The following is a 13,288-nucleotide window of genomic DNA, read 5'->3' as shown; positions in this document are numbered from 1 at the left end:
ACGCAGATGAGATACGGTTCGATCGGCGACGGTCGCGCCACCAGCGCGTCGGCGGGTCGAAAAAGCGACGCCGATCTGCGGATGACGGGGACACGATGATCAGACTGCTCGGATATTTTTTCGGGATCGGAACGGTGTTCGCGCTTCTCGTGGCGGGCGGGCTCGCCTGGTACGTCGACAGCATGAGCCAGGATCTGCCGGACTATCAGGTGCTCGCCAACTACGAGCCGCCGGTGATGACGCGCATCCACGCCTCCGACGGCGGACTGATGGCCGAATACGCCAAGCAACGCCGTCTCTACCTGCCGATCCAGGCGATTCCGACGCTGCTGAAGTCCGCCTTCCTCTCGGCCGAGGACAAGAACTTCTACGAGCATCACGGTGTCGATCTCGAAGGCATCGCGCGCGCGGCTCTGGTATTCGTGCGCGGCGGCCCGATGCAGGGTGGCTCGACCATCACGCAGCAGGTGGCGAAGAACTTCCTCCTGACCAATGAGCGCTCAATGGAGCGCAAGGTGAAGGAAGCCGTCCTCTCACTGCGCATCGAGCAAGCCTATTCAAAGGACCGCATTCTCGAGCTGTATCTCAACGAGATCTATCTCGGCATGGGCTCTTACGGCGTCGCGGCTGCCTCGCTCTCCTATTTCAACAAGTCGGTGAGCGAACTCGAGATCCAGGAAGTCGCCTATCTCGCAGCGCTGCCCAAGGCGCCCGAGAACTACAACCCGTTCCGCAGTCCGGACGAGGCGATCGGACGTCGCAACTGGGTCATCGACCGGATGGCCGAGAACGGCGCGATCTCGCAGGACGACGCCGACGTCGCCAAGGCCAAGCCCCTTGGCATCAACATCCGCCCGAGCGGTGCTTATGTCAGCTCCGCCGACTATTTCACCGAAGAGGTGCGGCGCGAGATCATCAACCGCTACGGCACCTCGGCACTCTACGAGGGCGGCCTATCGATCCGCACGACGCTCGATCCCAAGCTGCAGGTCGAGGCGCGCAAATCCCTCCAGCGCGCGCTCGTGCAGTACGATCAGGCCCGCGGCTATCGCGGGCCGGTCGATACGGTCGAGATCGCCGGCGACTGGGGCGCGCCGCTCGGCGAGGAGAAGGCGCTCGGCGACGTGCCGGAATGGCGCCTCGCCGTGGTGCTCGCCGCCTCCGACGATTCGGTCTCGATCGGTCTCCAGCCGTCGCGCGAGGTGTCGGGTCGTCTCGGGCCGGATCGCGACATGGGCACCATCGCGCTCGCCGACATGCGCTGGGCGCTCCGGGTGAACCGCGAGGGCCGCAGCGGCTCGGTGCGCGCGGCCGACCAGGTTTTGTCGCGCGGCGACGTCGTCTATGTCGAGAAGAAGGACGACGGCGACGGCTATCGCCTGCGCCAACCCCCGAAGGTGCAGGGCGCAATGGTGGCGATGGATCCGCACACCGGGCGCGTCCTCGCGCTCGTCGGCGGCTTCTCCTACGCGCAGTCGGAGTTCAACCGCGCCACGCAGGCCTATCGCCAGCCGGGCTCCTCGTTCAAACCCTTCGTCTATGCCGCCGCGCTCGACAACGGCTACACTCCCGCCTCGGTGATCATGGACGCGCCGATCTCGATCCCCGACGGCAATGGCGGCTATTGGGAGCCGAAGAACTACGGCGGCGAGTCCGCCGGGCCCTCGACGCTCCGCCTCGGCATCGAGAAGAGCCGCAACCTGATGACGGTCCGTCTCGCCCGCGACATGGGCATGGATCTCGTTGCGCAATATGCCGAGCGCTTCGGCATCTACGACAAGATGCTGCCCTACCTGCCGATGGCTCTGGGGTCGGGCGAGACCACGGTGTTGCGCATGGTCTCGGCCTATTCGGTGATGGCCAATGGCGGGCGCTCGATCGAGCCCTCGCTCATCGACCGGATCCAGGATCGCTACGGCCGCACCGTCTACAAGCATGACAACCGCAAGTGCGAGAGCTGCAACGGCAACGGCTGGGCCGATCAGGCGGAGCCGGAGCTGGTCGACGATCGTCAGCAGGTGCTCGACCCGATGACCGCCTACCAGATCACCTCGATGATGGAAGGCGTCGTGCAGCGCGGCACGGCCACCGTGGTCAAGGAACTCGGCGTGCCCGTAGCCGGCAAGACCGGTACTACGAACGACGAGAAGGACAGCTGGTTCGTGGGTTACACGCCCGATCTGGTGACCGGCATCTTTCTCGGCTACGACAATCCAACCCCCATGGGCCACGGTGCCAGCGGTGGCGGCTTCGCGGCGCCGGTCTTCGTCGATTTCATGAAGCAGGCGCTGGCCGGCAGGCCGGCGGTCGACTTCCGTATTCCCGAGGGCATGACGCAGATCGCCGTCAACCGGAAGACCGGCATGGCGACGAGTTCGGAAGGCGCCGACGCCATCGTCGAGGCCTTCAAGCCCGGCACCGGCCCGGCGGACGTCTACCAGATCATCGGCGACGACAATTCCGGCGGCACGCCCACCGCGCAGGCGATCTCGCCGGCGGCAGCCCAAGCCATCGCGTCGGGCGCCGGCGGGCTCTTCTAGCGGTCGCATTCAGGATCGCGGGCGGACGGACCTCTTCGGTATGGTCCGTTCGCTTTACAGCACAGGGCGCGGTCCCTATGGTCCGTCCATTCCCACCATTGCAGAGCAAAGCGAGGTCGCGGCATGCGTGCCGAAATCGAATCGATCGTCGACGAAATCAAGCAGGCCGTAAGCCTGCTGAGGAGGCATCTTTGACTGGGATCAGTCCCTGCGCGAACTCGATCGGCTGAACGCGGCCGCCGAAGACTCCACCATCTGGAACGACCCCCAGGAAGCCCAGCGCCTGATGAAGGAGCGCCAGCGGCTCGACACGTCGATCAACGGCATCCGCACCATCGAGCGGAGCTTGGCCGACAACATTGAGCTCATCGCGATGGGCGAGGAAGAGGGCGATCCCGGGATCGTCGCCGAGGCCGAGGCCGGCATTCGCGGTCTTCAGAAGGAAGTGGCAGAGCGCCAGATCGACACGCTGCTCTCGGGCGAGGTCGATTCGAACGACACCTATCTCGAAGTCCACTCCGGCGCCGGCGGCACCGAGAGCCAGGACTGGGCGTCGATGCTGCTGCGTATGTACATGCGCTGGGGCGAGCGCGCGAAGATGAAGGTCGAGATGCTCGAGCAGCATTCCGGCGAAGAGGCCGGCATCAAGTCCGCCACCATCCTGCTCAAGGGCCACAACGCCTATGGCAAGATGAAGGTGGAGTCCGGCGTTCACCGGCTCGTGCGCATCTCGCCCTATGACAGCCAAGCGCGGCGGCACACCTCGTTCGCGTCGGTCTGGGTCTATCCGGTGGTGGATGATTCCATCGAGATCGACGTCAACGAAGGCGACGTGCGCATCGATACCTATCGTGCCTCCGGTGCGGGCGGTCAGCATGTCAACACCACCGACTCGGCGGTGCGCATCACCCATCTGGCGACCGGCATCGTCGTTCAGTGCCAGGGCGAGCGGTCGCAGCACAAGAACCGGGCCACCGCCTGGAACATGCTGCGGGCGCGCCTCTACGAAGAAGAGCTGCGCAAGCAGGAGGAGAAGGCCAACGCCGCTGCCGCGTCGAAGACCGACATCGGCTGGGGCCACCAGATCCGCTCCTACGTGCTGCAGCCCTACCAGATGGTGAAGGATCTGCGCACGGGCACCGAAAGCACGTCGCCGCAACAGGTGCTCGACGGCGACATCGACGAGTTCATCGAGGCCGCGCTGGCGCAGCGCGTCTTCGGCGGCGACGCCGCGGTCAGCGACATCGACTGACGGATCGCTCCGGCGATGAGACCAGAGGGCCGGATGCGAGAGATCGCATCCGGCCTTTTTCGTCAGAGCGCGGCCAAACGCCGTCCGGTGCGAATGAAGGGCTCGGGATCGATGGGCTGGTTGTCCACCCGCACCTCGTAATGAAGGTGCGGCCCGGTGCTGCGGCCGGTCGAGCCGACGGCGCCGAGAACGGAGCCGACCGTGAGTTTGTCTCCAACGGAGACGTCGATCCGCGACAGGTGGCCGTAGCGGGTCCGCATTCCATTTCCATGATCGACTTCGACCATTAGACCATAGCCACCGGCGTCTCCGGCCGACGTCACCTTTCCGGGAGCGGTGGGATGGACCGGCGTTCCCGACGAGACCGCGAAGTCCATACCCGAATGCAGCGCTTCCCGGCCGAAGAACGGATCGGCGCGAACGCCGAAGGGGGAGCTGCGCGTTCCCGTCGGCATGGGATCGGCGAGGGGTGCGGAGCGGACATGGGCGTCCAGCCGCTCCAGCACGTCGAGCGCGGTGACGAGCTGGGCGAGGCTTTGCGAGAAGCCTTCGCTCGGTCCCGCGGGAACGTAGGGGCCGCCGACCCCGGACAGCGCCGAGCCGCCGGCATCGATCCCGACCGAGCCGAGAAGCGCCGAGATGCGTTCGGCCCTGGTGTTCGCACGGGTCGCGAGCTCCGCGACCTGCGCCACCTGCTCGGCCTCCACCGCATCGGTGGAGCGGCGAATGAGGGGGATGACATCCTCGGCCATGTCGGCCAGTTCGACGCGGCTGGAGGGCAGGGCTCGGACTTCGTCGAGCGAGCGGTCGAGCGAGCCCGTCTTCCAGGTCGGCTCGTCCGATGGCTTCGAACCTTTGCCTTGCGTCGGGGCCCGCGTGGAAAGGCCCGACTCCTGCGCCTTGAGAAGCAGCGGCGCGAGTTCGTCGAACCGGTCGGCGAGCTGGACTTGGCGATCGACGATCTTCTCGACCTCGGCGCTCACGGTCTCGCGCACCCCGTGCTGGCGCGTCGTCAGGCGATCCAACTGGTTGCGCAGATCCGCGATGCGGCTCTCGTAGGCCACCATCGTCTGCTGCTCACGCCATTCAAGCGCGCGCACCACCGAGTCGCCGGCGAAGAGAAAGGCCCCGGCGCCGAGTCCGGCCACGAGAAGCAGCGCGACGGCCGATGCGCCGGAAGCGAGCACCCAGGGCCGCACGGTCCAGTGGCGGACCTTGTCGCCCCGCGCGATGACGATCGTATGGGGTTCGGATCGTGTTCCGAACACGTGTCGCTGGGCACTCACACTCATCCGACAATCCAGACCAGAAACGTCGAGGGCCAAGCCGCTCTCTCCGGGATTAAAGCCGGTTAGGGTTAACGAAGCGTGGAACGTGCAAGTGACGGAGGATAAACGATCAGGATGAAAGCGGCGATAACGAGCGGTAGAAGGTCGGTGTCAGCCCGGCCTCCGCGCGGGCTCGGTCGTTGAACGGCGGTTTGACGTCGCCGCGGAAGCACGCCCGCACGAGTTCCTGAAACCGCTGGGCGGGATCGACGCGCTGGCGTGCGCACAGGAATCGGAACCACTTGGCGCCGATCGCCACGTGCTTCTTCTCATCGTTGTAGATGATCTCGAGAATCGCGGCCGTCTCGGAGTCGCCGGCCTCGCCGAGCTTGGCGAGAAGCGACGGCGTTACGTCGAGGCCGCGCGCTTCGAGGATGAGCGGCACGATCGCCAGCCGGGCGGCAAGGTCGTGCGCGGTGACCTCGACGGCCTGCCAGAGGCCGTCATGCGCGGGCATGGCGCCGTAGTGCGATCCGAGATCGCGCAGCCGCTTCGACAGCAGGCCGAAATGCTTGGCCTCCTCCATTGCGACCGTCATCCAGCCGTCGAAGAACGACCGAGGAACCGGCTGACCGCAGAAGCGGGCGACGATGTCGAGCGCCAGATCGATGGCGTTGAGTTCGATATGGGCCAGCGCGTGAATCATCGCGATCCGGCCTTCGAGTGTGTGGACCGAGCGCTTCGGCACGAGACGCGGCGAGACGAGGTCGGGCTTGACCGGGCGGCCGGGTCGCTGCGGCAGACGCGGATCGCCCGGCGCCGAGAGCCCCAGCGTGCGGGCGAACCACGCTTCGCCGGCAGCGGTTGTCAGCCGGCACTTCTCGTCGAGATCGGCCGCCAGCAGCGCTGCGACGGCCGATCCCCGCAATGTCGTCTGCGCGGGAGCCGTCACGCCGCCTCGGCGCTCAGAGCCTGTGCGGCGTCCAGCACCTCTTGCGCATGGCCCGCGACCTTCACCTTCGGCCAGATCTTCGCGATGCGCCCATCGGCCCCGACCAGCGCGGTGGTCCGCTCGACGCCCATGTAGGTGCGGCCGTACATGCTCTTTTCGGCCCAGACGCCGAACGCCTGGAGCAGGGTCTTGTCCTCGTCTGAGAGGAGACGAACCTTCAGATCGTGCTTGTCACGAAACTTGCAGTGCTTCTTCACCGGATCGGGAGAGACGCCGAACACGGGAACGCCGATCGCCGCGAACTTCTCGATCAGGGCGGAGAACTCGATGGCCTCGACCGTGCAACCGGACGTATCGTCCTTAGGATAAAAATAGAGCACAAACGGATGGCCCGCGAGAGAGTCGCTCGTCACATGGCCGCCATCGGCTTCGGGCAAGTCGAATCCCGGACAGTGCTGTCCAACGTCGGGTGCGCTCATGAAGCCTTCCTTTCGGCCTAATGCATGTCCAGGAGTGGGGCGGCGGCGGCCGGCCAGGGCACGTCCGCAACGCTCGATATAATGCAGCATCCGCATCGGGGCAGTCTCTTCCAGCCATGCATCGCGATTTGTCCCCCAGCCTAACATGCGAACGTCCGTCCGCCGTCGAAACCCAGCGGAGATCGGCCCGTCCCGCGGCATCTGAGTGCCCCCACTTCGCTGGTGGGATGGAGTCTTGAAGCGGTTGTTCCGCCTTTGCGGCACCCTCGTCAGCCTGTTCCTCTTCCTGCTGCTCGTGGCGGCGGGCGGGGTGGCCTTTCTGTTCGGAACGGAAACCGGCGAGACGTTCGTGCGCTCGCAGACCACCGCCGCGCTCGGCCGGCTGCTCGGCCCATCCTACGAGGCCTCTCTCGGCGATCAGCATTTCGAGATGCGCGCCGACGGGATGCTGGCGTTGAACTGGACCGATGTGGTGTTGCAGCGACGGGATCGGCCGGACCAGCGCACCAATGTCGATCAGGTCTCCGTGGCCGTGCGACTGATGCCCTTGGTCAATGGCCGATTGGAGTTCGGACGGCTGGAAATGCGCGGCGCTCGCATCGATCTCGCGGCCTTCAGCGAAGACGGATCGGTTCGTCGCCGCGACGTCGCGGCCGGATCGACGGAGCATGGCACGCAGCCGGCTGCCGTGCCGGCGCGCTCGGGATCGGTCATCGCCCGAACCGCCGACAGCGCCATCCGCACGATCGAGCGACAACTCCAGGCGCTGCAGGCGTATCACTTCGACACGGTGTCGTTCTCGGACATCACCATCGAGGGGCTACCGACGCGTTTCGGCTCCAGCCCCGAGCTCGTTCTTCGCTACGCCGACCTGCACCGCACGCTCGACGGCTCGTTGCAATTGTCGTCGAGCCTGCGGCTCGGGCCGGTGCCGGTCTCGCTTTCGGGCGCCGCCGAATTCGACGGTGAGACGTCGCAGCTCGTCGGCTTCTCGCTGCGCTCCGGACGTATCGATCTCGCCAGCGTACTGCCGCCGACGCCGCGGACCGCCACGCTGGACGAACGCCCGTTCGGAAGCGACGCCGCTCTCGTCTTCGAGGCCGGCATGCAGCGCGATGGCGAAGCCGGCAGCCCGATTCTCCACGCGTCGCTCCATTCCGATGCGGGCCACGTGCAGCTCGGCCTGAACCACACGCGCGTCGAGGCGGCGGACCTGCGGATCGAATACCGTGAGGGCGACGACCAGTTGCGGCTGCTCCCGAGCCCCGTGCGGTTCGACGGTGTGGCCTTCGATCTCGAAGGCAGTCTCGCGCCGGAAGCCGAGAACGGCGTCGCCGATCCCGACCGCCTGCGGTTTCGCCTCGGCTCCGACGAGATCCGCTCGCAAGTCGGCTTGCCGACCGAGGACGACACCGCGCGGACCGCCTCGCTCTGGCTCGACGGGCGTATCGACCCGGCCGCCCGCTTCGCCGAACTCACGGCGTTGGCGTTGAAGACCGCCAACGGCAGTCTCGTCGGTCGGGCTGCCTACCGTGCGCAGCTCCCGCAGGATGTGACGTCGCTCGACGTGCAGGCGAGCGATCTCGCCGCCGCCGACGTGAAGGCCTTCTGGCCGTTCTTCATTTCGGGCAAGTCGCGGACCTGGGTGCTCGCGCATCTCGGCGATGTCGGCTCGGTGCCGACGGGAACGATCGCTCTGTCGGTGAGCCGCGATCGGTTGGGCACTGCGTTCAAACCCACCGAATACGCCAGCGAGGACGAGCTTCGCATGGACATCGGCCTTGCCGGCCTCGACATCGACACGGTGGGAACGGTGCCGCGCCTGCACCAGACCAACGGACGGCTGGAGTCGCGCGGCACGGTGACGAAGGTCTTCCTCGACGAGGCGACGCTTGCTGGCCAACCCGAGGTGAAGATCGGTCCGGCGGTGGTGACGATGGCGAAGCCGCGCGACGGCAACATCCGCGATCTGCTACTCGATCTCGATGTCGCCACCGCCGGGTCGGCCGCCGGGGTGCTGGCCGTCGCCGATGCAGAGCCGATCCGCGCCCTGCGCAATCTCGCCCTTGACCCCGCGCTGGCGACCGGCTCGATCGACGGCCACGCCACCGCATCGTTGCGCCTCGGCGAAAAGATCCTGCCGGCTGACCAGATGCTCGGCTGGTCGGTGACGGCGAAGCTCGCGAAGGTGGACCCAGGTCAGCCGATCCAAGGGCGCCGCTTCGCGGATCTCGACGGGGAGATCGCCATCGTGCCCGGCAAGGTCAGCGGATCGCTGAAGGGGACGATGGACGGCATCGCCGCCGACATGAGTCTGGCCGTGCCGTTCGGCGGCCAGCCGGTGGGCGAACGCAAGATCGAGGTGACGCTCGACGTGCCCGCACGAAAGGCCGCCGAACTGGTGCCGGCTCTCGCCGACGTCGTGGACGGACCGATCGCGGCGCGCATCACGGATGCGGGCGACGGCCTCAAGGCCGAGCTGCAGCTCACGCGCACCGCCCTCAAGGTTCCTGCGATGGCGTGGACCAAGGGAGCGGGCGTCGCGGCGTCGCTGTCCTTCGCCATCCGCACCAGCGACGAGGGAACCGAACTCGACGATATCGTTCTTTCCGGCGACGGATTTTCGGCCCGGGGCTCTGCGAAGCTTGACAAAAGCGGACTGCGCACGGCCGTGCTTCGCGACGTCGCGCTCAACCCCGGCGACGACGTCGATGTGAGCGTGGAGCGGCACGGCAAGGGCTTCGGCATTACGATCGACGGGGCCCAGTTCGATGCGCGACCGATCCTGTCCGAGCTGAAGGCGACCGTCGGCCAGGACAAGAACGGGCGCGTCGGCGGCGGAACCTTCGACATCACCGCCGACATTGCGCGCCTCAACGGGTTCGGCGGCAAGTCGATCGCCGACTTCACGCTGAACTTCGCGAGTTCGCAGGGCCGCATGGCCGCACTGAACCTCGGCGGCCGGACGGGCGGCGGCGCCGTCTCCGGCGACCTGTCGCCGCGCGGCGATCAGCGGGCGATCACGATCGCGGCGGCCGATGCGGGCGCCTTCCTGAACTTCTCCGGCGTCTACGGACATATGGAAGGCGGCCAGGCGCGCCTCGAACTCATCGGCTCGGCCGACGACGGCTATCGCGGCCGGCTGCAGATGCAGAACTTCACGCTGGTCGACGAGCCGCGGCTGTCGCGCATCGTCGGCTCGTCGCCGAAGCCGGGATCGGCCAGCCTTAGCCAGGCGCTCGGGCAGGAGCTGCGAACCGAACGCGCCTTCTTCGATCAGGCGTCGGCCAACCTCACCTATGGCGGCGCGACGCTGCGCGTCGCCGACGGCATCGTGCGCGGGCCGGTGTTCGGGTCGAGCTTCTCGGGCACGCTCTACGATCCCAAGAGCCGCATCGATATTGCCGGGTCCTTCATGCCCGCCTACGGCATCAACCGGGTGTTCGGGGCCATCCCGATCCTCGGGCAGATTCTCGGCAACGGCAACGAAGGCGGGCTGATCGGCATCACCTACCATCTCAGCGGGCCGTTCGCCTCACCGACTTTGGTGGTGAACCCAATCTCGGCGATCGCGCCGGGCATCTTCCGGCAGATCTTCTCCTACGAATGACGGAGCGCGCGCTCAGTCGCCGCGCCACAGGGCCTGAACGCTGGCGTTGGCGACATCCGGCTTGGCGTCGCCGATGAAGACGAGCACCGGGCCGAACGTCTTGCGGGCCGGATCGTAGAAGTCGAGCAGGCCGGGATCGCTCGCCTGGAAAAAAGCTGGCAGCCGTCCGGCCTCGCGCAGGAAATGGTCGATCACGACCTGATCGCCATGCACGGCGTTGGGCACTCGGCCACAGGACCCCGGCGCCATCCAGCGTTTGGGTTCGGCGGCGAAGCGCCGGTAGACATCGGCGAGCTCGTCGCCCTCCCAGCGAAGGAGCGCACTGGACAGCCGCCCCTTGTGGAAATGGTCCTCCATCGCTGCGAGACCGGGGCGGGCCAGGGCCGAGGCGTCGCCGCACAGCACCGTGTCGAGATCGCAGAGCAGGGCCGTGCCGGTAAAGAGGCCCGGACGGAACGCCTCCATTTTCGACCACCAGACCGGCCAGTTTTCGTGCAACGCGATGCACTCGATGCCGTCGCTTTGAAACGGGTGATCGGTGAGGCAGACGAAACGATCGAAGCCGGACGCGTGGACACGGAAGGCGCGAACCAGCCGTTCCACCCAGCTTGCGTCGTAGCGCCCGCCGGATCGCAGCACGGTGATGAGCGTCGCCATCAGCGCGTCTGCCTTTGGCGAAGGCAGGCATGTCGGTCGGCGATCGGCGTTTTGGTCATCGGCAGTTCTCCCAACGGTTTCCCGCGAGATAGCGAGCGGCGCGCTCGCGCACAGGTCGCGCTTTCGACCGATCGTGTCGGCGGCTAGGGTTCCCCGACTGATTCCCCATGTGCTGGCAGGCTTCCCATGTTCTTCGCGCTCTCCAAGATCGGCTGGTATCTCGTGCAGCCGCTCGTGATCGTTCTGCTGATCGCGGTTCTCGGCTTCCTCTGCCCGCTCCTGCGGATGCCACGCCTGGGAACCGGGCTGCTGGCGACCTCCGTGGTGCTGCTGGCGGTGCTCGCGCTGTCGCCGCTCGGGCTCGTGATGCTCAGCGTGCTCGAGAACAGGTTTCCACGGCCCGAACTGCCTGCCGATGTCGCGGGGATCGTGGTGCTCGGCGGCTCGTTCGACACGAAGGTGACGCGCACGCGCGGCGTGCCCGAACTCAACGATGCCGCCGATCGCGTCACGACGACACTCGCGCTCTCGCGCCGCTATCCGGGCGCGCGCGTGGTGTTCACCGGCGGCGCGGCCGGCGTGTTCGCCGAAGACATCCGCGAATCCGACGTGGCACGCCAGATCTTCGGCGAGCTGGGTCTCGACCCCGCCCGACTGGAACTGGAGGACCGCTCGCGCAACACGGCGGAGAACGCGGCCTTCACGCGCGATCTCGTGCAGCCGAAGCCCGGCGAGACGTGGCTACTCGTAACCTCGGCGGCGCACATGCCGCGCTCGGTCGGCTGCTTCCGCGCGGCGGGCTTCGACGTGCTGCCCTATCCCACGGACTACCAGACGCCGGGCGGCGCCTCGATCTGGGAGCCGTCGACCGCCACGGTGCGCAATGTCGAGAAGGTGCATTTCGCCATTCGCGAGTATCTCGGCCTCGTCGCCTATCGGCTCACCGGCAAGATCGAGGCGCTGTTTCCTGCGCCTTGACGCTCACGCCTCGGGCGCACGCGGCGCGAGGCGGTAGATCCCCTTGAAGTCGTGGGGATCGACCACGCGGCCCTTGCGCTTGACGACCACGAGACCTTCGTCGGCGAGACGCACGGCCTCCACCCGGATCGGCCCCATCAGTCGGCTCCATTCGGTCTCGTCCGGCCCCGCCAGCGCGCGCGCCACCTCCGAGGGGCAGATCGTCTTGTCGTCGCCGCGCTCGGCGGTCATCGCCAGAATGGCGTCGCGGATGGTCTTGGCCTTCATGGGCTCTCTTTCGAAGGAGGATCGATGCCGACGCTTCGAACGGCATCCGACAGAAACTGGCGATGGGCCAGGATGCAGATGACGAGGGCGGTGGTGCCGATGAGAACGCCGGGACCGACGAACCAGCCGAGATAGGCGAGGCCGAAGAAGATGCCGCGCAGGCCGGCGTTGAAGTGCCGGGCGGCGATCCGGTTCATCGTCAGCGCGCGGCGAACGGCCTCGTCCGCCGCCCTGGGATCGGCGTCGGCGTCGTGGCGCATCGGAACGGCGCCGATCAGGATCGTGCAATAGTTGAACAGGCGATAGGCCCAGCCGAACTTGAAGAAGGCGTAGGCGAAGATGGTGACGAGGCCGAGGAGCTTCGTCTCCACGAGGGCACGGTCGAACGTCGCCTCGAGCGGCAGGTCGGTGACGATCGTCGCGATCTGCTCGGCCGATCCGATGAGGGCGAAGCAGCCGCCGATGGCGAAGATGCAGGACGAGGCGAAGAACCCGGTGCCCTGCTGCAGCCCCGCCATGATCGCGGTGTCGATCATCCGCAGGTCCCGGCGCAGCATCGTGCGCATCCAGGCCTCGCGCTGCACGTTCATCCGGTAGCTGAGGCCACGATGGGCGATGCCGCTCATGTCGACGACGAGCGAATACAGCACCCAACCACCGACGAAGGTGACGAAGGCGAGAAGGTTCGGCAGGTCGAAGACGTGATCGATGCGCATGGACCGGGCAGGGCGGGAGATCGGAAACGCGGGTGAGCAGCCCGTCCTAGCACTTCGTCCGCCGCCGCGTCAGGTTCGACTTGACGGCTCCGACGCGTCGTCGGAAACAGCGTCATGCCTCTTCACATGATCAAGCTCTGCGTCGGCGTCGAAACCGTCGAGGATCTCGAAGCGCATGTCGCCCATCGGTTCGAGGAAGCACGCCGCCTCTCTCAAATGCCCGAGCAGGTGCATGTGACCCGCGTCATGCCCAAGCGCGCCGACGAGATCGTGGACGGCGGATCGCTTTACTGGGTGATCAAGGGGCAGGTGCAGGTTCGCCAGCCCTTGCAGCGTTTCGAGGCGTTCACCGCTGCGGATGGCATCGAGCGATGCCGCATCGTGCTGCGGCCGGAGTTCATCCGGACGCAATGGCAACCGCGGCGCGCCTTCCAAGGTTGGCGTTATCTGCTGCCGGAAGCCGCTCCGTCCGACGCCGGAGAGGACGATGGGACGGTCTCGCTGCCGCCGGCGCTCCGCCGAGAACTGGCGGAACTCGGTCTGCTCTGAGCGCCGGGAGCCGATCGCCT

11 protein-coding genes are annotated in these 13,288 nt (G+C 66.8%); 5 read left to right on the top strand and 6 right to left on the bottom strand.

The features are described 5' to 3' along the window. Positions 1-95 precede the first annotated feature (95 nt). Positions 96-2,540, top strand: a complete 2,445-nt coding sequence (locus GGR04_RS12650; protein ID WP_183200253.1) for a penicillin-binding protein 1A — start codon at positions 96-98, stop codon at positions 2,538-2,540. 123 nt (positions 2,541-2,663) lie between these two features. Further along, a protein-coding gene (prfB, locus tag GGR04_RS12645) for a peptide chain release factor 2 (protein WP_183200252.1) occupies positions 2,664-3,792 on the top strand; the annotation gives its coding sequence in 2 pieces (ribosomal slippage) (positions 2,664-2,732 and positions 2,734-3,792; 1,128 coding nt in all). A 62-nt stretch (positions 3,793-3,854) separates the two neighbouring features. Here prfB and GGR04_RS12640 read toward each other — a convergent pair. The 3 genes from GGR04_RS12640 to GGR04_RS12630 all read right to left on the bottom strand — a co-directional run bounded on the left by GGR04_RS12640 (position 3,855) and on the right by GGR04_RS12630 (position 6,491). Then, positions 3,855-5,084: a M23 family metallopeptidase gene (locus GGR04_RS12640; RefSeq protein WP_183200251.1), complete on the bottom strand. Its 1,230-nt coding sequence runs from the start codon at positions 5,082-5,084 to the stop codon at positions 3,855-3,857. Positions 5,085-5,190: 106 nt separating this feature from the next. Continuing rightward, positions 5,191-6,012 (bottom strand): ferritin-like domain-containing protein, encoded by an 822-nt coding sequence (locus tag GGR04_RS12635; RefSeq protein ID WP_183200250.1) that lies wholly within the window; start codon positions 6,010-6,012, stop codon positions 5,191-5,193. Further along, positions 6,009-6,491 carry a peroxiredoxin gene (locus GGR04_RS12630; protein ID WP_183200249.1) on the bottom strand — a complete coding sequence of 161 codons (483 nt, stop codon included), beginning with the start codon at positions 6,489-6,491 and terminating at the stop codon, positions 6,009-6,011. The genes GGR04_RS12635 and GGR04_RS12630 overlap by 4 nt, the downstream gene beginning before the upstream one ends. A 235-nt stretch (positions 6,492-6,726) precedes the next feature. Between GGR04_RS12630 and GGR04_RS12625 the strand changes: the two genes are divergently transcribed. Then, positions 6,727-10,101, top strand: a complete 3,375-nt coding sequence (locus tag GGR04_RS12625; RefSeq protein ID WP_183200248.1) for a hypothetical protein — start codon at positions 6,727-6,729, stop codon at positions 10,099-10,101. Between the two features lie 12 nt (positions 10,102-10,113). Here the strand turns inward: GGR04_RS12625 and GGR04_RS12620 are convergent, their stop codons facing one another. Further along, the gene (locus tag GGR04_RS12620; protein ID WP_183200247.1) at positions 10,114-10,758 is read right to left on the bottom strand and encodes a hypothetical protein; all 645 of its coding nucleotides are present in this window, start codon (positions 10,756-10,758) and stop codon (positions 10,114-10,116) included. Between the two features lie 186 nt (positions 10,759-10,944). Between GGR04_RS12620 and GGR04_RS12615 the strand changes: the two genes are divergently transcribed. Then, positions 10,945-11,736 carry a YdcF family protein gene (locus GGR04_RS12615; protein ID WP_183200246.1) on the top strand — a complete coding sequence of 264 codons (792 nt, stop codon included), beginning with the start codon at positions 10,945-10,947 and terminating at the stop codon, positions 11,734-11,736. A 3-nt stretch (positions 11,737-11,739) separates the two neighbouring features. Here GGR04_RS12615 and GGR04_RS12610 read toward each other — a convergent pair whose 3' ends face one another. Together GGR04_RS12610 and GGR04_RS12605 are read right to left on the bottom strand one after the other, a co-directional pair. Next, a complete protein-coding gene (locus GGR04_RS12610; protein ID WP_183200245.1) occupies positions 11,740-12,003 on the bottom strand; it encodes a DUF3253 domain-containing protein in 264 nt (87 codons plus the stop codon). Then, on the bottom strand, positions 12,000-12,719 hold the full coding sequence (locus tag GGR04_RS12605) for a DUF599 domain-containing protein (protein ID WP_183200244.1): 720 nt from the start codon (positions 12,717-12,719) through the stop codon (positions 12,000-12,002). The genes GGR04_RS12610 and GGR04_RS12605 overlap by 4 nt, the downstream gene beginning before the upstream one ends. 114 nt (positions 12,720-12,833) lie before the next feature. Between GGR04_RS12605 and GGR04_RS12600 the strand changes: the two genes are divergently transcribed. Then, the gene (locus tag GGR04_RS12600; protein WP_183200243.1) at positions 12,834-13,268 is read left to right on the top strand and encodes a DUF1489 family protein; all 435 of its coding nucleotides are present in this window, start codon (positions 12,834-12,836) and stop codon (positions 13,266-13,268) included. Positions 13,269-13,288: the final 20 nt, after the last annotated feature.

The sequence above is a fragment of the Aureimonas pseudogalii genome (genome assembly GCF_014196835.1).
GTDB lineage: Bacteria > Pseudomonadota > Alphaproteobacteria > Rhizobiales > Rhizobiaceae > Aureimonas > Aureimonas pseudogalii.
This window is presented reverse-complemented; position numbering and strand designations above follow the sequence as displayed.